At 40.3% G+C, this 21275-nt stretch carries 22 protein-coding genes; 8 read left to right on the forward strand and 14 right to left on the reverse strand.

Features of this window, described 5'->3' with window-relative positions:
* The first annotated feature begins 223 nt into the window (after positions 1-223).
* Positions 224-1534, forward strand: coding sequence for an acyl-CoA dehydrogenase family protein (locus J4G44_RS09240; protein WP_004973388.1), 1311 nt, complete (start codon positions 224-226; stop codon positions 1532-1534).
* 51 nt (positions 1535-1585) lie between these two features.
* The gene (locus J4G44_RS09245; protein ID WP_207973585.1) at positions 1586-2785 is read left to right on the forward strand and encodes an acyl-CoA dehydrogenase family protein; all 1200 of its coding nucleotides are present in this window, start codon (positions 1586-1588) and stop codon (positions 2783-2785) included.
* A gap of 89 nt (positions 2786-2874) precedes the next feature.
* Here the strand turns inward: J4G44_RS09245 and J4G44_RS09250 are convergent, their stop codons facing one another.
* The 3 genes from J4G44_RS09250 to J4G44_RS09260 all read right to left on the reverse strand — a co-directional run bounded on the left by J4G44_RS09250 (position 2875) and on the right by J4G44_RS09260 (position 4840).
* Positions 2875-3210, reverse strand: coding sequence for a type II toxin-antitoxin system PemK/MazF family toxin (locus J4G44_RS09250; RefSeq protein ID WP_096900853.1), 336 nt, complete (start codon positions 3208-3210; stop codon positions 2875-2877).
* Entirely contained in the window at positions 3210-3458 is a 249-nt protein-coding gene (locus J4G44_RS09255; protein WP_004973383.1) for an AbrB/MazE/SpoVT family DNA-binding domain-containing protein, read from the reverse strand. Before J4G44_RS09255 ends, J4G44_RS09250 begins: the two co-directional genes overlap by 1 nt.
* A 176-nt stretch (positions 3459-3634) precedes the next feature.
* Positions 3635-4840, reverse strand: a complete 1206-nt coding sequence (locus J4G44_RS09260; protein WP_004973378.1) for an alkane 1-monooxygenase — start codon at positions 4838-4840, stop codon at positions 3635-3637.
* Positions 4841-5006: 166 nt separating this feature from the next.
* Here J4G44_RS09260 and J4G44_RS09265 point away from each other — a divergent pair, with 166 nt between their 5' ends.
* Positions 5007-5960, forward strand: a complete 954-nt coding sequence (locus J4G44_RS09265) for an AraC family transcriptional regulator (protein ID WP_179990757.1) — start codon at positions 5007-5009, stop codon at positions 5958-5960.
* 5 nt (positions 5961-5965) lie between these two features.
* Here J4G44_RS09265 and lpxB read toward each other — a convergent pair whose 3' ends face one another.
* Positions 5966-7141 carry a lipid-A-disaccharide synthase gene (gene lpxB / locus J4G44_RS09270; RefSeq protein ID WP_004973375.1) on the reverse strand — a complete coding sequence of 392 codons (1176 nt, stop codon included), beginning with the start codon at positions 7139-7141 and terminating at the stop codon, positions 5966-5968.
* Positions 7142-7367: 226 nt separating this feature from the next.
* On the opposite strand from lpxB, the gene J4G44_RS09275 reads away from it, so the two are divergent.
* From J4G44_RS09275 to J4G44_RS09285, 3 genes are all read left to right on the forward strand, one after another.
* Positions 7368-8255 carry a sulfite exporter TauE/SafE family protein gene (locus J4G44_RS09275; protein WP_004973373.1) on the forward strand — a complete coding sequence of 296 codons (888 nt, stop codon included), beginning with the start codon at positions 7368-7370 and terminating at the stop codon, positions 8253-8255.
* Between the two features lie 170 nt (positions 8256-8425).
* Positions 8426-9517: a 3-deoxy-7-phosphoheptulonate synthase gene (locus tag J4G44_RS09280; RefSeq protein WP_042068745.1), complete on the forward strand. Its 1092-nt coding sequence runs from the start codon at positions 8426-8428 to the stop codon at positions 9515-9517.
* 61 nt (positions 9518-9578) lie between these two features.
* The gene (locus tag J4G44_RS09285) at positions 9579-10100 is read left to right on the forward strand and encodes a protein tyrosine phosphatase family protein (RefSeq protein WP_004973370.1); all 522 of its coding nucleotides are present in this window, start codon (positions 9579-9581) and stop codon (positions 10098-10100) included.
* 34 nt (positions 10101-10134) lie between these two features.
* Here J4G44_RS09285 and ispF read toward each other — a convergent pair whose 3' ends face one another.
* Entirely contained in the window at positions 10135-10623 is a 489-nt protein-coding gene (gene ispF / locus J4G44_RS09290) for a 2-C-methyl-D-erythritol 2,4-cyclodiphosphate synthase (RefSeq protein ID WP_004973369.1), read from the reverse strand.
* 98 nt (positions 10624-10721) lie between these two features.
* Between ispF and J4G44_RS09295 the strand changes: the two genes are divergently transcribed.
* Positions 10722-11372: an A1S_1983 family putative colistin resistance protein gene (locus tag J4G44_RS09295; protein WP_207973586.1), complete on the forward strand. Its 651-nt coding sequence runs from the start codon at positions 10722-10724 to the stop codon at positions 11370-11372.
* Positions 11373-11400: 28 nt separating this feature from the next.
* On the opposite strand, the gene J4G44_RS09300 is transcribed toward J4G44_RS09295, so the two are convergent.
* The 7 genes from J4G44_RS09300 to J4G44_RS09330 form a co-directional block, all read right to left on the reverse strand.
* Entirely contained in the window at positions 11401-12309 is a 909-nt protein-coding gene (locus tag J4G44_RS09300) for an AEC family transporter (RefSeq protein ID WP_207973587.1), read from the reverse strand.
* A gap of 190 nt (positions 12310-12499) precedes the next feature.
* Positions 12500-13636 carry a rod shape-determining protein RodA gene (gene rodA / locus J4G44_RS09305; RefSeq protein WP_154320713.1) on the reverse strand — a complete coding sequence of 379 codons (1137 nt, stop codon included), beginning with the start codon at positions 13634-13636 and terminating at the stop codon, positions 12500-12502.
* Positions 13637-13763: 127 nt separating this feature from the next.
* Positions 13764-14495: a 2-C-methyl-D-erythritol 4-phosphate cytidylyltransferase gene (gene ispD / locus J4G44_RS09310; protein WP_207973588.1), complete on the reverse strand. Its 732-nt coding sequence runs from the start codon at positions 14493-14495 to the stop codon at positions 13764-13766.
* Positions 14452-14856 (reverse strand): septum formation initiator family protein, encoded by a 405-nt coding sequence (locus J4G44_RS09315; protein WP_154320711.1) that lies wholly within the window; start codon positions 14854-14856, stop codon positions 14452-14454. The genes ispD and J4G44_RS09315 overlap by 44 nt, the downstream gene beginning before the upstream one ends.
* A 13-nt stretch (positions 14857-14869) precedes the next feature.
* The gene (gene eno, locus J4G44_RS09320) at positions 14870-16159 is read right to left on the reverse strand and encodes a phosphopyruvate hydratase (RefSeq protein WP_180051727.1); all 1290 of its coding nucleotides are present in this window, start codon (positions 16157-16159) and stop codon (positions 14870-14872) included.
* 73 nt (positions 16160-16232) lie between these two features.
* Entirely contained in the window at positions 16233-17090 is an 858-nt protein-coding gene (kdsA, locus tag J4G44_RS09325) for a 3-deoxy-8-phosphooctulonate synthase (protein ID WP_004973345.1), read from the reverse strand.
* Positions 17091-17121: 31 nt separating this feature from the next.
* A complete protein-coding gene (locus tag J4G44_RS09330) occupies positions 17122-18762 on the reverse strand; it encodes a CTP synthase (protein ID WP_004973343.1) in 1641 nt (546 codons plus the stop codon).
* A gap of 226 nt (positions 18763-18988) precedes the next feature.
* On the opposite strand from J4G44_RS09330, the gene J4G44_RS09335 reads away from it, so the two are divergent.
* A complete protein-coding gene (locus tag J4G44_RS09335; RefSeq protein WP_004973341.1) occupies positions 18989-19408 on the forward strand; it encodes a hypothetical protein in 420 nt (139 codons plus the stop codon).
* 197 nt (positions 19409-19605) lie between these two features.
* Here J4G44_RS09335 and J4G44_RS09340 read toward each other — a convergent pair whose 3' ends face one another.
* Positions 19606-20712 (reverse strand): YheT family hydrolase, encoded by a 1107-nt coding sequence (locus J4G44_RS09340; protein WP_026438425.1) that lies wholly within the window; start codon positions 20710-20712, stop codon positions 19606-19608.
* A gap of 90 nt (positions 20713-20802) precedes the next feature.
* Positions 20803-21216 (reverse strand): nuclear transport factor 2 family protein, encoded by a 414-nt coding sequence (locus J4G44_RS09345; RefSeq protein WP_180158978.1) that lies wholly within the window; start codon positions 21214-21216, stop codon positions 20803-20805.
* Positions 21217-21275 lie beyond the last annotated feature (59 nt).

Genomic DNA, 21275 nt, shown 5'->3' on the forward strand with positions numbered 1-21275 from the left:
TGATTGTTGCCCACTCGATGCAATTGTCATTTAGGTCAATTTATTTTAAAAGCGTAGATTTCTATAAAATTAATAATCTATAAAAATCCACATATTAGTCCAGTTATAAGAAAATTTTTACCGTTTATCTTTGACAATTCTGCATGTCAGCAATGACATAGTTTTTTTATAGTCTGCATGTCAGCATAAAAAACAAGCATTCTCTGTGTAGGACAACACAATCATGAGTCAAATGATAAACAAAGCCCAAGGATTCGGCTTAGCGCTACTCACTAAAATGGCATCGAGTGATCTGCTCGATCAATTCAAATTACGCAAATGGGTTGAACAATCTCTATATCACTCAGCCAAAGCAGGTTTTAAAACCTTTGAAACCACTCAAAAAAATTTTAAAAGCACACAAAAATTACCGCAACAACGACTGACACGTCAATCCAAAGATTTATTTGATTTGTCATTGAGTGAAGAACAGCAAATGCTGGTCGATGCCATGCAGCAATTTGCTACAGAAGTGATCTATCCATTGGCACATCAGGCAGATCATGATGCGAAATTCCCACAAGTATTATGGCAATACAGCACAGATTTAGGTTTGAACACCTATGCTCTGCCCGAAGCTTTAGGCGGTGTTGCCACTGAACAAAATATTGTCAGCCATATTTTAATTGCCGAACAATTGGCACGTGGCGACTTTGGCTTAACCGCAGGATTACTTTCCACATTTGGCGTAATGAATGCCATAACTCGCTGGGGTTCAGAACAGGTTCAAAATCAGTATTTATCTGCGTTTTCCGAAACAGACGCGAACCATCCAACGCCACTTCAAGCCACTTTTGCGATTCAGGAAAATACTGCTGCGTTTAATCCGTATCAGCTAAAAACCAAAGCGACTTTGCAAAATGGACAGTACCTAATTACAGGTGAAAAAACGCTGGTGATTTTGGCCGAAACAGCAGATTTATTTTTGGTTAGTGCAGAGCTAAATGGTCAAGCCGATGTGTTCATTGTGCAACGTGATGCTTCTATTCAATTTAAAGCAGCGCCTGCAATGGGCTTAAAAGCCTGCGAAACGGCGACTTTAAAGTTTAATCAAACCCCTGCGGAGCGTTTAGGCACAGATGATTTCGATTACAGCGCATTTTTAGATTTAGGCAATCTCATGTGGTGCGCCATGGCAGTTGGTTGCTGTGAAGCAGTGAAAAGTTATTGTATTCGCTATGCCAATGAGCGCACTGCATTTGGCGAACCAATTTCACATCGTCAAAGTGTGGCTTTTATGATTGCAGATATGGCCATTGAAATTGAAGCCATGCGCATGCTGTTGCTGAATGCAGCGAGTCTTGCCGAATCGGGTAAAAACTTTCATCGAGAAGCATATTTAGCACGTCTGCTCTGTGCAGAAAAATCTATGCAAATTGCCACCAATGGCGTGCAAATTTTAGGTGGTCATGGCTTTACCAAAGAACATCCTGTAGAGCGTTGGTATCGTGATTTACGTGCGACTGCAATTATGCATTCAGGCTTGCATGCTTAATCTCACACCATCAATAAACGATAGCCAGCTAGAAAAATAAGGAATACATCCATGAATTTACAAAATCCAAAAAAATTCAAAATGTTGGTCGATCAGGCACATGAAGTTGCTTTAAATGTATTACGTCCCATTTCAAGGAAATATGATAAAGCCGAACACGCCTACCCGAAAGAATTAGACATGCTTGCCGCCTTAGTTGATGGTATGAACCAAGCGGGCGATGGCATGAATGCAGGTGCAGCAGTCAACAAACGTGGTGACACATCTACAGGTAACAAAAATGGCGTAAATATGTCTACCGCACTGAGTATTGTCGAAATGTGTTATGGCGATACAGGTTTATTACTCAGTATGCCACGCCAAGGTTTAGGTAATTCTGCGATTGCTGCGGTGGCCAATGAAGAACAATTACAACGCTTTAATGGTGTTTGGGCAGCCATGGCAATTACCGAACCCAACTGTGGTTCTGACTCTGCGGCTATTCGTACCACTGCCACCAAAGTAGACAATGAATATATTTTAAATGGTGAAAAGATTTTTGTGACCTCTGGTGACCGCGCCGATGCCGTTGTTATGTGGGCAACCTTAGACAAAAAACTGGGACGTGCTGCGATCAAATCCTTTGTTGTGACTAAGGGCACACCTGGCATGACCGTGGAACGCTTAGAATATAAATTAGGGATTAAAGCCTCGGACACAGCAACAATTCGATTTGAAAATTGCCGTGTTCCTGCGAGCAACCTTTTAGGCAATACAGAAATTGATGTTGCCAAAGGGTTTGCAGGTGTGATGGAAACCTTTGATAACACTCGCCCTTTGGTGGCAGCTATGGCCGTTGGTTGTGCCAAAGCCGCTTTAGAGCGGATTAAGGAAATTTTTAAAGACCAATTAGATGCAAATTATGCCACGCCCTATTTACAGTGTTCACATATCGCAGCACAGACTTATCGGATGGAAGCAGAATGGGAAGCCGCACGTTTATTGATGCTCAAAGCAGCATGGATGGCAGACAATAAACAGCCTAACTCACGCGAAGCTTCTATTTCCAAAGCCAAAGCTGGTCGCGTGTGTAATGAAATCACGCTCAGGTGTGTCGAGTTAGCTGCATCGGTGGGTTATAACGAAGATGAGTTATTGGAAAAATGGGCACGTGATTCGAAAATTTTAGATATTTTTGAAGGTACGCAACAGATTCAGCTATTGATTATTGCCCGTCGTGAATTAGGTAAAAGTTCGAGTGAGCTCAAGTGATTTTATGATTTAAGGCATATAGTAAAGTAAGATAAAAGACAGATTTTCATAGAAATATTGCTATAAATTTCTGTCTTTTTCTATATAAATTAATCTTCAGGTGAAAAAATTGCGATATATCTTGCTAAAACCTCATCCAAAACATCTGCGTGCGAGGATTCTAAAAACCGCGCGTGTCTAGCTTCAAAATCTAAAGCTCTAGATTGATCACAACGCACAATACCTGTAGTTTTCCCACCAATAAGCTCTACAGCGAAACCCATATTTCGTGCAAAGTTTCCACCAGAAGTAATAGGCAAAACAATCGGCATTTTAGTAATAAGATTAAATGACTTAGGTGAAATAACAAATACAGGTCGCTTACCTTGTTGTTCATGTCCAAGTGTTGGATCTAATGAAATCAAATAAATATCGCCTTGATTCATTAGATTTCTTCTCGCCCAACTGCTTTTACATCATGCCACGCATCTTGCTCTAATGCTAAAGCTTGATGCTCTTGCAGCAAGTCAGCCAATTTATAAGATGGCTTCGCTTTAGGTTCGACCACTAACTTACCATTCACAATGCTCAGAGAAACTTCCTTTCCCGCATCTAAACCTAAACTTTTTAATAATGTAGGCGGTACGGCAAGCATGACCGAACCACCTACTTTTCTCAAGTTTGTATGAATCATACCCACCTCAATATTATATAAATATATAACTTTATTATGCGCCAAAATGAGATGAAGTCAATTCATAGTAAGATGAGTGAAAATAGACATCTGGTATACATCTCAATCTTTCCTTTGAAAGATATATACAAAAGAAATATCAAAATGAATATTAAAAAATAATCTTAATAATTCAATCAATTATCCACCACACCAAATTTCTTAAAAATTCGTGCACGGCGTTTAGGCTGAATATTGGCTTTGTTTAAATTGCCTTGATAATGTTCAAATACACGTTTATCCATAATTTTAAACCACAAAGGTGGAATCATGGCAGGCAGCAACATGCTGGCATAACCGCTTGGTAATTCAGGCGCTTCATCAAAATGTCGCAAAGCCTGAAATGGTCGGGTTGGATAAGCATGATGATCGGAATGACGTTGTAATTGATACAAAAACAAATTGGTCACAATATTGTTATTATTCCAGCTGTGTTCAGGCATAGTGCGCTCATATTTGCCATGCGCATCTTTTTGTCTAAGCAAGCCATAATGTTCTATATAATTAATTATTTCAAACAGGCTAATGCCATAAAAAGCCTGTGTCGCCAAATACGGAATGATCCCAGTACCAAAACGCGCCAACAATGCAGCATGAAATGCCGCACTCATGCCCCAGCCTTGTAATAATTCATTGTCTTTCGACCAAAAACTTTTGCCTTTACGTTTTAAACGCTGAGTTTCAATTTGCAGTGCAGACTTAAACGAACCTTTTACCGTGCGGGGCCAAAACTCATAAAATGTTTCTCCCATACGTGAAGATGCAGGGTCTTCAGGTGTCGCAGCACGTTTATGATGCCCATACGGATGCTCAACCCGAAAATGGTTATATCCTGTTGGTGCTAAAGCCAAATGTGACAGTAAGTGATCTATTTTTGAAGATTTATGGCTGAGTTCATGCGCAGTATTGACAGCAATACCATTCACCATCCCCATGGAAATACCCAGAAAAATTTTATCGACTAACGAGGTTTGTGGCCGTCCAACCAAATAAGCTGCATAAATATTGGCGGCATATTGCAAAGGAATAAAACTTTTCACCAAACGCGAATAATACCGATCTTCCTCAAGTCGTTTCACATCTTCATTGCTTGGGTTATTGGCATCTTGACCAATTAAAGTATCAATTGTTGGAATAATCACATGCAATAATAAAGGGCCACCTAGAGCAAAAACTTTTTTCGCAGGCTTCGGAGCGAATTGATAACCCGCCAAAATCCCCATCCCCAATACAGGTAAAAATGGGCTGATCAACCATAAATAACGCTTTTTATCGAGTTGAGCCGCGCTTTTATAAGGAACATCCTGTTCCATCTCTTTAAGCAAATGAAGTGGTGCGTTCATCTTATTTTCTTCCTTCTACGCTGTTCTACCTATATATTTGAGGAAAGACACGAGAATGAACAGTTGCAGACGTCCAAAAAAGCTATGCAAAAGTCTTTGGCGCAAAAATGCGCTATATTGTCTTGAAATCACAGGTTTATTTTTTATAATGATTTATGCTTAAAATATGGATGCTTTAAGTAAAATTTTTGATGATATACATCTGCACCAATCAGAATATATCTATTTAAATCCTCAAGGAGATTGGTCATTTCAATATCGTGACCAAGGGGCAATGCTGGCTTATGTAGTACTACAAGGCTCGCTGCATATCCATTTATCTGCACAGACACACCTTCACATTGATGCAGGTGATATTGTCCTGATTCCATCGGGTTGCAGTCATTACGCAAGTGCAACTGCAGACACTCACTGGACAGAACACTTTGATATTTCGGATTTATTTCAAATTCAGTCACAGCAGTCAATAAATTTTGGCACGATAAATCACACACAAGCTGAAGACGCATTTATTTTGGTGATTCAATGCCACATGGACACCACCATGGCAAAACCGCTTTTAAGTGCCCTACCCGAATATCTGCATATTCCGCATATCATGTGCAGCACAGCGCCCGAGTGGTTACAAATTGGCTTGCAATTTTTAGCGGTGGAAAGTCATCAAATCCGACCGGGACGGGATAAAATATTAGATCACTTGGTCAGTATTTTACTGATTGAATGTGTGCGTGATTATATTTTTCAGCTTGATGACTCAAATAACTGGCTCGGCGCTTTGGCACATCCTGAACTTTCCAATGCGCCCGCAGCTATTCATGGTCAACCCGAAAAAGCATGGACGGTAGAAAGTTTGGCAGAACAATGTTGCATGTCACGTTCTAAATTTGCCAATTTGTTTAATCAGGTGATTGGTGAGCCGCCTTTGGCATACTTACAACAACATCGGCTACGCTTGGCATCGCATTATTTACAGCAAGGACAATTGTCGATTCAACAAATTGCCCATCGTGTCGGTTATTCTTCCGAAACCGCCTTTAGCCAAACTTTTAAAAAGCAATTCGAGCTAACACCTAGCCAGTATCGGCAGCAGTTTCAAAACAACAATGCAATCACGAAATGAACAGTTTAACGATCTAAAATCGCCAAAATTGCTTGTGCAGGGTCTTCGCTGTTATCGGACAATAATTGCTTATGCATAGTGATATGTTGCATCACTTGAATTTGTGCAGTTTCGATATAAATTAACTTTTCAATTTCTGCTGCCAAACGCTCTGGTGTTGCATCATCCTGAATTAATTCCTGAATCACCTTTTTACCTGCAATAATATTTGGCAATGAATAATAAGGAATTTTCACCAACAGTTTCGCAATCCAGTACGTAATGCGATTGAGCTTATAAAACGTAACCATTGGACGATGTAATAGCATCGCTTCTAACGTCGCCGTGCCTGAAGCCAGTGCAATCATATCGGACGCATTCATTACCTGACGACCAATTTTGGATTCTGTGCCACGATTTTCCATCAATTGCACTTTGTCTTGTAATGCACTCGGATAAGACTGCAGTAACGCTTCAATTTGTTGTTTACGTGCATCATTAATTGCAGGAATTAAAAACTTAAACTGCGGATATTTTTGCGTCAAAATATAAGCCGCATCTAAAACTAACGGCCCTAAACGCTCAATTTCACCACGTCGGCTACCAGGCAATAACGCAATATGTTGTTGCTGTTGGTCTAAACCCAATTCTTGTTTTGCTGCAGCAATTGGATTTTCCAACGGCAACTGACTCGCCAAAGGATGTCCGACAAAGGCTGCAGGCACATCCCATTTTTTAAAAAAGGCTTTTTCAAACGGAAATAAACACAGTACCAAATCTATACTGGCTTTAATGCCATGTACCCGACCTTGTCGCCATGCCCATACCGAAGGACTGACATATTGCACGGTTTTAATCGGCAAGTTTTTCTGTTTTAAACTTTTGGCAAGACGTAAATTAAAATCAGGCGCATCAACTCCGACAAAGACATCGACGGGATGTTGAGTCCACTTTTCGACCAAACCATCCCGTACTGCAAAGAGTTTTTTCAAATCTTTCAGCACTTCAACAATGCCCATTACCGATAAAATATCCATCGGATAATAACTTTTAAAACCTTCCGCAATCATTTGTGGGCCACCAATGCCTTCAAACTCTGCATCAATGCCTTGCTCACGAAAACGTCGCATGAGTTGTGCCCCTAAAGTATCACCCGATACTTCTCCCACAACGATACCTATTTTAAGTTTCCGATTTTGCAAGCGTTTTGTCCTCTAAATTTTAATGGATATGAATTTTCGCATTTTAGCATAGCCACTGTATTTTGTAAGAAACAGAAAGTAAGCCGTGGCTTGAATCTGCGATCTTTTGCACTGATTTTCCACATTGACTATATCTGTTTTAAGAATAAGTAAATCATTAATCAAGACAACAGCTTATTGCCAAAAGTCATAATATATTCACGATTTTTGACTTCGGCATATCTTCATGGTTGGTCCTTTAGAGTTTATTTTGGCAGGTGTATTGGTCGGCTTCTGCGTGGGTGTGACTGGCGTAGGTGGCGGTTCACTGATGACTCCCATTCTGATCAGCTTGTTTAAAATTGAACCGCATATCGCAATTGGAACAGACCTACTTTATGCCGCCATTTCAAAATTCTGCGGCTCATTGGTTCATGCCAAAAAAATGAATATTGTATGGCCCATTGTCATTTGGCTTGCGGTGGGCAGTATCCCTGCTTCATTTGCGACCCACTGGGTTTTAGAGAATTATTTAAGCCAATCTACCCATTACAAAATGGTACTGACCGTGGTACTGGGCTTTATGTTGACCTTAACTGGCATCTCAATTGTGTTTCGCAGTCAAATTGAAACGTTTTTTAATAAATACCATAAACAAGAATTGCCCGATATGACCCAAGACCTTGAAAAGGTCAAACTACAGGCTGCAGATAAGCGTGCCCTCATTGTAATTATGGGAGTTGTACTGGGTGTATTTGTCACACTTTCTTCAGTGGGTGCAGGTGCTTTTGGCATCATGGCATTGGTGCTGATGTTCCCGAATCTACCGATGATTCGTATTATCGGTTCAGATGTCGTGCATGCCGTCTTACTTACCCTAGTTGCAGGCTTAGGTCACATGAGTTCAGGCAATGTCGACTTTCACCTATTGGTTTGGTTGTTGGTTGGCTCGATTCCTGCAATTGTGGTGGGAACTTTAGTCAGTTCACGTTTACCTGAAAAAGTGATTCGTAAAGTTTTAGGTATTACCTTATTTATTATCGGGATTAACTTTATGGTCAATCCTGTGAAATCAAAACCTATCAGCACACCAGAAACTGCAACAGCAGTTTCTGAGGCACAAGCCAGCCAATAATGAATGCTTTATCTGACAGGATTTTGCTAAAACAGACCGTTTAATTTATCTACCCGATTCATCACTTATTTTTTAAAGAAGTATTCATCTTTTTATAACAAAATACAGTGAAATTCATGTTATATTCAGACTATTAAACAATCTTTTGTATGATCAAACCAGTGACGGCAATGAATACTTTACAGTCTAATCCTCTTACACAATCAGACATCGATGACGTGAATATTGAAAGTATTCAGCCACTCGTGACTCCTGCAGAATTAAAAACTGAGTTACCTTTGACTGAAAATGCTTATCAAACCGTTCTTCGTGGTCGTGAAACAATCCGCAATATTTTAGATGGTAAAGACAAGCGTCTATTTGTGGTGATTGGTCCATGTTCTATTCATGACCCTGCTGCTGCACATGAATATGCAGATCGTTTAAAAGTATTAAGCGAAAAAGTAAAAGATTCTCTTTATATTGTGATGCGTGTTTATTTTGAAAAACCACGTACTACAGTGGGCTGGAAAGGCTTAATTAACGATCCAGACATGAATGACTCTTTTAACATTGAAAAAGGCTTGCGTCTTGGTCGTAAACTTTTACTTGAGTTAAATGAAAAAGGTTTGCCATGTGCGACTGAAGCACTTGATCCAAACTCTCCGCAGTATTATCAAGATTTAATTTCTTGGTCTGCAATTGGTGCACGCACTACAGAAAGCCAAACGCACCGTGAAATGTCATCTGGTCTTTCTTCTCCAGTCGGCTTTAAAAATGGTACAGATGGCGGCTTAACAGTTGCTACCAATGCCATGCAGTCGGTAAAACACGGTCACAGCTTCTTGGGTCTTAATGATCAAGGTCAGGTTTCAGTAATTCGTACTAGCGGCAACCCGTATGCACACGTGGTTTTACGTGGTGGTAATGGCAAGCCTAACTACGATGCAGGCTCTGTTGCAGATGCTGAAAATGCATTAAACAAAGCCAAAGTCAGCACCAAAATCATGATTGACACCAGCCATGCTAACTCAAACAAAGACCCATTCTTACAGCCATTGGTATTAAAAAATATCACTGAGCAAATTTTAGATGGCAATAAGTCTATTGTTGGGATTATGGTCGAAAGTCACCTGAAAGGTGGTCGTCAAGATATTCCTGAAAACTTATGCGATTTAGAGTATGGTAAGTCTGTGACTGACGGTTGTATCGACTGGGATACCACTGAAAAAGCATTGCTTGAAATGCATGAAGCATTAAAAGACGTTTTAGTGAATCGTTAAGATTTAAAAACGCCATCTTCATGATGGCGTTTCTATTTGTAGCATAGGAAATTCTGCGCGCATGAATGACATTGAAACCCAACTTAGCCAAATTAAAAATTTCCAGTTCATTCATGAGCGTTTGTTTTCTTCAGGTCAGCCTACGGCTGAAGAATTAAAACAAATTAAAGAATATGGTATTGGCACTGTCATTAATTTGGCTGAAAGTGATGCGGAACACGCCCTTCCCCATGAAGACAAAATTTGTCTGGATGTTGGACTAAACTATATTCAACTGCCAATTTCATGGGAAACACCATCCTCTGATCAATGTTTATTATTGCTCGATTTGGTCAATCATTTATTAGAAAGCCAAATGGTGTGGGTACATTGCAGCAATAACAACCACGTCAGTAGTTTAATGTATTTGTATCGTCAATATTTTATGGATGTGGATATTGCAACGGCTCAAGACTTTTTACATGATATCTGGAAACCCAATGAAACTTGGACAGGCTTAATTCACGCCGTTTCTTTGCAATTACAAGGTCGTAAAGCCACGCAAGATTTACAACAAGCTTTAGAATCTGCTGAACTTTCTTAATTCAGCAGATTGTATAGATAAAATTCTAACGCGATTATTTTGTATGAGAAATCAATACAATCGCTGTTGCTAAAATACCTTCCTGACGCCCAGTAAAACCTAATTTTTCAGTGGTTGTCGCTTTGATACTGATTTGTGTGACCTCTACATCCAATACATCAGCGACACTTTGGCGCATTTCTAGCGTATGCGGTGCAAGTTTAGGACGTTCGCACGCCACAGTAATATCGGCGTTATTCAGTTTATAGCCACGGTCTAAAATGAGTTGATAAACCTGTTTAAGCAATACCCGACTATCTGCACCTTTATAATTTGGATCGGTATCTGGAAAATGCTGCCCAATATCCCCCAGCGCCAAAGCACCTAATAATGCATCGCATAGTGCATGCAGCACTACATCACCATCTGAGTGTGCTTTTAAACCTTGTGTATGAGGAATTTGAACACCTGCAAGCGTCACAAAATCTCCCGCTTCAAAGGCATGAACATCTAATCCTTGTCCAATACGAATCTGTGCAACCATGTTCAACTCCTGTAGAAATAAATCATTGAAATCTTGTATTCATACTTTCGATTTCGCTATATTAGACCTAGCGCAACATAGTGAAAGTATAAGCGATCATGCTGTTGAAATCTGAGATTCATCTTATCAAAAACTTAAGTACACTGCTGTTATTTGGCTGTTTATATTCATCTTTCTCTTATGCACAAGGGATTGATTGTAGATCTACACCCAATAAAAAGTTGGCGCAGGTGTGCACAGAAAATTTCTCAGAATTGCGTGAAAAATTAAGTGATCAACATTTAACAGCTTATTTGATGAGTGATGCGCCTATTCGCTTGTTAGCAGATACTCAGCAATTGTGGATCCAACGCTTACAGCAATGCAAAAGCTTAAATTGTTATACTCAGCAATTTGATTTTAGAATTGATCAACTGAATTTTTTCACTTCAATGAATCAAAGCATGACTCAACATTATTTAAAATATGAAAATGGTCAATTTGCTGCACAACCCGTACATTTACAAATTCATCAACTCAATAAAAACAGCATTAAAATTGAAGGTATTGCTTATCGCAATCCAAATAACCGCCTTGAAAGCCAAAGTATTGCCTTTTTAGCTTATACAACACCTGATCAAAAAAACAAAATCATCGACAATGAGCACGATTGCAGTTATGAGTTTAATTATTCTAAAGCAATCTTAAAAATTCAAACCAAACAAAAAGGTTGTGAACGCTTTGCGGGCATCTATCGTTTATACGATTAATGCTGAACAATAGATTGTATTAGACAGATTAAATGAGCAACCACAACACAATTGGCAAAGTTAATGCGGCGAATACGGTTTGCAAGCTAATAATTGAAGCCATTAAACGACTATCTCCCCCTAAAACTTGTGTAAGTACATAAGCTGCCGATGCAGTAGGTAAAGCAAAAAACAAGACTAAAATTTGCGACTCCAACACTGGAACATTTAAGCTCTGACAAATTAGCCAAGCCAAAGCAGGCATAAACAACAAACGCCCAAACACATTCAATGCCAATGCGAATACATTTCGTTGCAAGCCATTAAATTGTAATGCTGCGCCCACACACATTAATCCCAAAGGCAAACTGCATAACGCTATTTGACGAATAAAATGCGCTGCACCTTCCCACAAGCTCAAACCTGATAAATTAAATAGACCGCCAACAATACACCCTAAAATTAATGGATTTTTCATTAATGACCATAGGATTTGCTTTGCCTGTAAAGTCTTAGTATCGCTTAAAGCCAGCACAGATAAAACATTCACCAATGGAATGCAGAACACCAAAATAATCGCAAACAGCGCCATGCCCTGCACCTGAAACAATGCTGCGACCAAAGCCAAACCGATATACGTATTGAAACGTACCATGCTTTGCATATACACCCCAAAACGGACTGCGGGTGTTTTGAAATAGCCGCGCAAGGCATATAACAGACAACTTACTAAAGCCACAATAATCCCTACGACCGACAAAATCTGTGCGATTGATTTCGCTTCAATGTTTGCTGTAGCGAGGTTTAAAAACAACATGCTAGGAAACAAAATATAGTAATTTAACTTTTCTGCACCCTTCCAAAATGGCTCATCCAACATACGTGATTGCTTAAGCAGATAACCCATTGCAATTAAGGCAATCAAAGGGAAAAGTGCAATAAAAATTAAATGGGTCATGGGGTGCTCTGTGTTACTGTTATGCTGTTCTTTTTAAATTATTGCTTAATAAATAAAGTAAATTTATTGGATATTATAGAGATTTTTTTTGTGCTTATCCTGTTTTGCTTAGGCTATTTTAGAGCCACAAAATGTGAAAAAGATGATGATAGCAACTTGCACCCACATCACCTTTCACATGGATTCTGAATTAACGATGGGTATGAATAGACATCACAATCCCCATGCTCGCCAACATGGAAATGACTGCCGTTCCACCATAACTCATCAGCGGCAATGGATCACCCGTTACAGGTAAAATACCACTCACCATCCCTGAGTTTAGAAATACAAAGAAAAAGAAAGTAAGACCAACCGTGCCTGCATACAAACGCCCGAAATTATGGAAACAATTCATCCCAATCATCAAACAACGTAAAATAATCGCGGCAAACAAACTGAACAGTAAAAACACGCCAATAAAACCAAACTCTTCGGCATAGGTCGACATAATAAAGTCAGTATGATGTTCAGGCAGATAACCCAAATGCGATTGTGTTCCCTCTAAATAACCTTTACCTGTAAAACCGCCTGACCCAATGGCAATTTTGGATTGAATAATATTCCAGCCTGCCCCCAAGGCGTCCGACTCTGGGTCAAATAAGGTGAGTACCCTTTTCTTTTGGTATTCCTGCAAAAAGAACATCCAAAGCAACGGTGCTGCGAGCGCCAATGCAGTGATTGCTCCTAAGATTAATCGCCATGACATGCCACTTAAAAATAGCGCAAAGACACCGGGAATAATCAAACCAATGTTTAAATCGGGTTGCAATGCCACCAAGACAAAAGGAATCATCATAATCACTAAAGCGACAATGATATGGATCAATTTAGGCGGGAAAGCACGACGCGAAAAATACCACGCCATCATCAATGGCATGGCAAATTTCATAAATTCACTGGGTTGCATACTGCCAATACCCGGCAAGCTGATCCAGCGTTTTGCCCCCATACGGGTTTCACCAATGACCAAAACCAAAGCCAGCATGATGACTGCAAAGATATAAAAATATGGACTGGCAGCTTGATATACCTTAGGCGGAATTTGCGCCAAAATAATCATGGCGATAAAACCAATGCCAAAACTGGTTGCTTGACGCAGCACCATCCCCATATCTTGCGCGGTGGCACTATATACCACCATTAAACCCAGAATCGCATTTAAAATCAGAAAACACAGCAACCATGGATCTAAATGTAATTTAGTCCAGCGTGAGGAATCATTTTTAATGCTTCTACCATCACGTAATGAGTGACGTAAAAAACGATACTGCTGCGATGGATTCATGCGACTCAAAGGTATTTAAAATAGACAGGATGGACAATTATAGAAGCAAAGCGGCACAGAGTGAATCATTAAAGCTTAATCGTTGAAGATTCAAGTTTAACGCGGTGTTAATTACACTAGATTTTTATCATCCATGTTGTTGTGAGGCTAAAATTAAACGTGCCAGCTCTAAATCATCGGGATAGGTGATTTTAATATTATCCGAACGACCGTGCACAACATTTACAATTTGCCCTGCTGCTTCTAAAGCACTGGCCTCATCGGTAATCGTCAATTGCTGTTTTAATGCAGATTCAATGGCTGTTTTAAGCACATCAAGTTTAGCAATTTGCGGAGTTTGCGCTTGCCAAAGTTGGTCACGGCTTACCGTGGTTTCAATTTTTGTGCCTTGGCTTACCTTTTTTAAAGTATCACGCACTGGAATAGCCAAAATTGCACTTTGATCTGTTGCCAGTGCAGTCTGATACAACTGTTCAAGGCAAGCAGCTGTCACACAAGGACGCGCTGCATCATGCACCAAAACCCAGTCATCTGCATGGGCGATTTCAGATAAATAATGCAGTGCATTTAAGACTGAATCCACTCGCTCTGCACCACCTACGCAAAAATGTGCTTTTTCTTTTTGTGCCAAGTTTAGGTTTTGCGCTACATCATCTGCTTGACCAATCGCCAAAATATAACCCGCTAAAGGCAAGTGATTTAAACGTGCGATGCTGTGCGCTAAGACTGTTTGATCTTGAATATACTGATATTGTTTAAGTTCAGTTCTAGAAAAACGACTACCAGAACCCGCTGCGGGAATAACCGCCCAAAGTTTAGGGTGTCGGGGCGGTTGCTGCTGCAAGTTGTTGTGATTCATTGGTGCGTAAATCTACTGTGGAATTCGGTTGAATATAAATTGGTTTATATTGTGTGCTGATGGTGCTCATTTGCACAAAGGTTTCATGTGGCTTAATTAAGCCTAAATCTAAACGGGCATGCTCTTCAATGGCTTCTACCCCATTTTTTAAATCATAAACTTCTGCTGCAAGTACACGATTGCGCTCCTTCAGCTCTGTATTTAATTCTATTTGTTGTTGGATTTTTTCTGTCAGTGCAGCATGGTCACGATAACCACCTTCACCAAACCAGTGTAAATATTGCAACCCTGCGATCAAAAAGATCGCAAGGCCCAACAATGCTTTACTCGCTTTGGAGTCAAATACATTTAATAATGACATCTACTGATTTCGCTTAGTTCAAACCTTTGAACTCAGCTTTACCGCGATATGCAGCATTCGTCAATTCTTCAATACGAAGTAATTGGTTATATTTTGCTACACGGTCAGAACGGCACAGTGAACCAGTCTTGATTTGACCTGCTGCTGTACCTACTGCAAGATCCGCAATTGTAGAATCTTCAGTTTCACCTGAACGGTGTGAAATAACAGTTGTGTAACCATTGGCTTTCGCAAGGTAAATTGCATCAAGCGTTTCAGTCAAAGTACCAATTTGGTTGTACTTGATCAGGATTGAGTTACCTACTTTTTCATCGATACCGCGTTGTAAGATTTTCGGGTTAGTAACGAACAAGTCATCACCGACCAATTGAATCTTGTCACCTAAGATCGAAGTGAGGTAAGACCAACCTCCCCAATCAGACTCATCTAAACCATCTTCAATTGAGATAATTGGATATTGATTTACAAGACCAGCTAAATAGTCAGAGAATTGGTTGCTTGTGAATGCTTTGTTGCCTTCACCTGCAAGAATGTACTGACCATTTTTGTAGAATTCTGAAGATGCACAGTCAAGCGCCAACATGATGTCAGAACCCGCTTTGTAGCCAGTCTTCTCAATAGCTTCAAGAATAACTGTGATTGCTTCTTCGTTAGAACGTAAGTTTGGCGCAAAACCACCTTCATCACCCACTGCTGTGTTTAAACCTTTTTGATTCAATACAGATTTTAATGAGTGGAAAATTTCTGCACCAGCACGTAATGCTTCAGAGAATGAAGTAAAGCCCACTGGCTCAATCATGAACTCTTGAATATCAACGTTGTTGTCTGCGTGTGAACCACCATTTAAGATGTTCATCATTGGTACAGGCATGGTTAAAATGCTGTTGTTACGAAGGTCTGCGATGTATTGGAAAAGAGGAATTTTCTTTTCATCAGCAGCAGCGCGCGCAGCAGCCAAAGACACGGCTAAAGTTGCGTTAGCACCTAATTTTTCTTTGTTTTCAGTACCATCAAGCGCAATCATGGTGTTGTCGATGTCTTTTTGTTCAAACACAGACTTACCAAGTAAAGCATCACGAATTAAAGTATTGACGTTATTTACCGCAGTTTTAACGCCTTTACCCAAGTAACGTGCTTTATCGCCATCACGAAGTTCTAGAGCTTCACGAGAACCAGTTGAAGCACCTGATGGTGCACATGCACGGCCAACTACGCCAGATGCTAAGATTACGTCTGCTTCGATGGTTGGGTTACCACGAGAGTCCAAAATTTCACGTGCACGAATGTCAACGATTTGGCTCATGAACAATTCCTCAGTTGATTAATAACGTGATGCTTTAGGCATCAATGAGTCTATAATTTAATATGGATCTAATTTAGTGTGTATCTAGCTTTTGGAAACCTTTTACCAAGGTATCCAATTCTTTAAGCTGTGCCAAGAACGGCTCAAGTTGTGATAGACGCAATGCACATGGGCCATCACACTTTGCCTGCTCTGGTTCAGGATGTGCTTCTAGGAATAAACCTGCCAAGCCAGTTGCCATACCTGCACGTGCCAAGGTGGTAATTTGTGCACGACGACCACCTGCCGAATCTGCACGACCACCCGGAGTTTGCAAAGCATGGGTTACATCAAAGAACACAGGTACATTCATTTCTTTCATGATGTCAAAGCCCAGCATATCGACAACCAAGTTGTTGTAACCAAATGCTGAACCACGCTCACAAAGAATCAATTTGTCATTCCCTGCTTCTAAACACTTATGCAAAATATGACGCATTTCGTGCGGCGCAAGGAATTGTGCTTTTTTGATGTTGATAATGGCTTGAGTTTTTGCCATCGCTTCAACCAAATCGGTTTGGCGACTTAAAAACGCAGGAAGCTGAATAATATCTGCCACTTCTGCCACAGGCGCAGCCTGATACGGCTCATGCACATCGGTAATAATTGGCACATTAAAATGCTTTTTAATGTCAGCAAGCCATTCAATACCTTTTTCTAAACCGGGACCACGAAATGAGTTCAGGCTAGAACGGTTGGCTTTGTCAAAACTGGCTTTGAATACATACGGGATATTTAAGCGTGTGCAAATATCCACATAAGTTTCAGCAATTTCAAATGCAAGGTCTTTAGACTCAAGTACATTCATGCCGCCAAACAATACAAATGGCAAATGATTCGCCATTTGTATATCACCCAAACGTACAATTTCTTGTGGTTTTAATTGTGACATTTCAACTTCCTAGTTTATCCCTAAAGCCATCTTATTTGGTTTTTTGATGCTGTTGTTTTGCCGCACCGATAAAGCCAGCAAACAATGGATGTCCATCACGTGGCGAGCTGGTAAATTCTGGGTGGAATTGTACCGCAATAAACCAAGGATGTTGCGGAATTTCAACAGTTTCAACCAAGTGCTGAATTGGTGAATAACCCGAAATTTTAAGACCTGCTTCTTCAAGCACAGGAATATAACGGTTATTCATTTCATAGCGATGGCGATGGCGCTCTACAATTTCTGCAGAACCATACACTTCACGAGTTTTGGTACCTTCAACCAATTCAGATTTTTGTGCACCTAAACGCATAGTGCCGCCCAAGTCAGAATCGACAGAACGCTGTTGAACTTCGCCGCGCTCATCTAACCATTCAGTAATCAAACCAATAAGTGGCGACTTAGTCGAACGGTTAAACTCTGTTGAACTTGCATCGGCAATACCTGCCACATTACGTGCATATTCAATCACAGCCAATTGCATACCCAAACAGATTCCCAAGAATGGGACACCGTTTTCACGTGCATATTTGATGGCTTGCATTTTACCTTCGGTACCGCGCTCACCAAAGCCGCCCGGAACTAAAATTGCATCGGCATCTTTAAGTACAGTATTAACGTCTTGGCTTTCAAGGTCTTCTGCATTGACATAGTCAATTTCAACTTTGACGCGGTTTTGAATACCCGCATGCAATAATGCTTCGTTTACAGATTTATAGGCATCTGGCAGTTCAACATATTTACCCACCATCGCCACACGAACGCTGTATTCAGGGTTCAATAATGCATCAACTACGTTATCCCAATCAGATAAATCTGCTTCTGGAAGATCATTGAAGCCAAAACGCTCACAAATTAAATCATCAACGTCTTGTTCATAGAATGTACGCGGAATTTGGTAGATGGTTTTGGCATCTTTACATACCACAACCGCACGTGCTTCTACGTTGGTAAATAACGCAATTTTACGGGTAGTGTCAGCATCAACATCATGTTCAGTACGGCAGATGAGAATATCTGGCTGAATACCGATAGATAACAATTCTTTAACTGAGTGTTGAGTTGGCTTGGTTTTTAACTCTGCCGCAGATTTGATATATGGCAATAAAGTTAAGTGCATGAGCATAGTACGCTTATGCCCTAATTCCACCATCAATTGACGTACAGATTCCATGAATGGGAGAGATTCAATGTCGCCTACTGTACCGCCAATTTCTACGATTGCGACATCGTAGCCTTCGCCAGCGCGAAGTACACGTTCTTTAATATTATCGGTAATGTGTGGAATCACCTGAACAGTACCGCCCAAGTAATCACCACGGCGCTCTTTGTTTAGAACGTCTTGATACACGCGACCAGATGTAAAGTTATTTAACTTGGTCATTTTCGCACGACGCAAGAAACGTTCGTAATAACCCAAATCTAAGTCAGTTTCGGCACCATCCTCTGTGACAAAAACTTCACCATGTTGGAAAGGACTCATTGTCCCTGGATCGACATTAATGTATGGATCCATTTTGACCATGGTTACTTTTAAACCACGGGCTTCTAAAAGTGCAGCAACTGAAGCAGCTGAAATACCTTTACCTAGTGATGAAACTACACCACCAGTCACGAAAATAAAATGGGTCATTGGGTTTCTCGTACAATCGAGCCTAAATCGGCCTGCAATGTTGCGCAATTTTACTTTACTCTGCACCAATAAAGCAAAGTCATTCCGCATCAATTCATAGAACAATAAACAATTGGTTATTCTATCAGCATTTCCTATAAAAAATTAGAACTTCTTGAGAGGATTTTCATCTGTCATTTTATTGCTATAATACGTCCGTCTATCCGATCTTTTATTTTGTGCAATTATGAATAAGAAACTTTTAATTTGTGGTGCAATTGCAACGGCGTTGTTATTAACTGCATGTGTAAAAAAAGAACAGCCAAAGCAAGATGAGCAAGAACAAGTAGAGGTTCAAACTGAACAAACTACTGAAACTGCTCAATTTGAACCACTAGAACCTGTTGAAAACATTCAAGATGCTGAACCAGAAGCGCCTGCACAGGTAGAAGTGGAGCGCACTGAAACAGCGAACACCACAACTGAAATCCGTCGTGAAACACCTGCACAACCTGCTGCTGCACCTGCGCCTGCGCCGAAAGCGGCAGCTCCTGTAGCAGAAGATAAACCAACTCAAGCACGTCCAAGCAATAACACAGGTGCTCAATCTGAAGATGATGCTGTTGCCGCTGCGATTGCTGCTGCAACCCCAGCACTTGAGAACTAAGTGCTCACTTAAAACTAAGCTTTAAGTTAAAGTCAGTTTTAAGGTGTAAGTTCTTATCTTAGATTTGAATTGACGTTAAAAAACCCAGTCATTGTGTACTGGGTTTTTTATTCATTTGGATGAGTCTTCGCTGAGATAACTCGTGAATACATTTGCAATACAGCTACCTATTTCTATATAGGTTTGTGCGCTTCACTTTAACTTGCCTGCAGCAACTGCGATTGCACTTTAAAATAATTAGAAATTAAACGCGATGCCCAAGATTTAGTAAAACCGACACCTTCATAAAAACCACAATGACTGCCTTTACGGGTCGTCACTACCATAATATTTGGCATTTTCCGTATGGTTTCTTTATAAGGATCAAAGTTTTTGATGTGGCACACTGGGTCATCTTCTGCATTTAAAACCATAAGCGGAATTTTGACATTCTCAAACACATAAATTGGGTTAATGGCTTGTGTGTAGCTGTCATAATCTTCAAAACCCGCCAATTCAAAATACGCCTTTTCAAACTCTGCCAATGTAGTCGCACTTAACACTTGCGATAAAGATTTTACGTTTTGCCAAATGTCCTGATGGGGCTGAATAAAAAACTGGAATAATTTTTTGGTCATCACTTTACTGTAAAAAGGATGCACATGCTGAAAGCCTAGTTCAGTGTTATATCCTGGGCACAGTGCAAACGCGGCTTTAATTGGGGTTTGCTCGCCTTCTTCGCCCAAATAGCGCACCAATAATCCTGTCCCTGCGGAAGAACCAACAGCATATAATTCAGATTGTGGAAATTGTTGCTGAATAAACACTATTTGTTCACGCAAATCATGCGTCGAACCAAACAGATTCATTTGTGGTACAGGCATAGGTAAATTGCCATGCCCACGACGTAAACATAAGGCAATACGCCACTGTGTCTGCTGATGTAAATCGCGCACCAACTCACGCATACTTTCCAAAGAACCTGTAATGGTATGCATTAAAACAATTGTGGGAGTATCTGCAGGTAAGTCATAACCCACCCAAGCAACTGCGGTGATACCGCCATCTTGCATAGTGAGTTGATCAACCCGATCATACTGCTGACGAATGGTTTTCTTTTTAATTAAATCAAAATATAAAAGATGCGCATGTGTATTGGACAGCCACGGTGTTGGACGGTATTTTTCTTTGAGCTGTGGTAAATAATCCAATACCCGACGGATTTCTCCATGTGGATGATAATACAACGTCGGTAAATCTGCGCCTGTGACCTGATCTAAAACCGCTTGTGTAATTTTCGCTATTTTTTGTAATGTAGACATCATTTTACTCCCAAGCAATACATGCACTTTCAAGCATGCCAACCCGAAACCGATTTCTATAAAACAACTTCATTGCCATACACACGCGGTATTTTATTTTTCGGTTGGCATAAAGGCAGCCATACGTTGTCCCATTTGCACAGCCAATGCCTCTAAACCACTTTTCGGGCGAATCATCACTTCAAAGTCCACAATTTGTCCTTGTGTATTGAATTGAATCATATCAATTCCTTTAAGTTTTTTATCTCCCACATTGGCGGAAAATTCAAGTACAACATTGCAACCACCTTCAGTATAAAACTCACGGTGATAAGTAAAGTTTTCAAAGACCTGAATTACATTGGTCAAAATAAAAAATACCACTTGTTTACCCGCATAAGGTTGGTACGCTACAGGTGAACGAAACACCACATCATCTGCCAGCAATTCACTCAAAATAGACATATCATGGTTTTGCAGCATTGTATGCCAACGCTGTACCGCTAATTTTGTTGTTTCCAAAGTCATGTTAAGTTCCTTTTTTTTGTTTTGATATTTCATTTCTATGCAGAGTCCCTGAGTGAGAC

It is taken from the genome of Acinetobacter towneri (genome assembly GCF_017498585.1).
GTDB lineage: Bacteria > Pseudomonadota > Gammaproteobacteria > Pseudomonadales > Moraxellaceae > Acinetobacter > Acinetobacter towneri.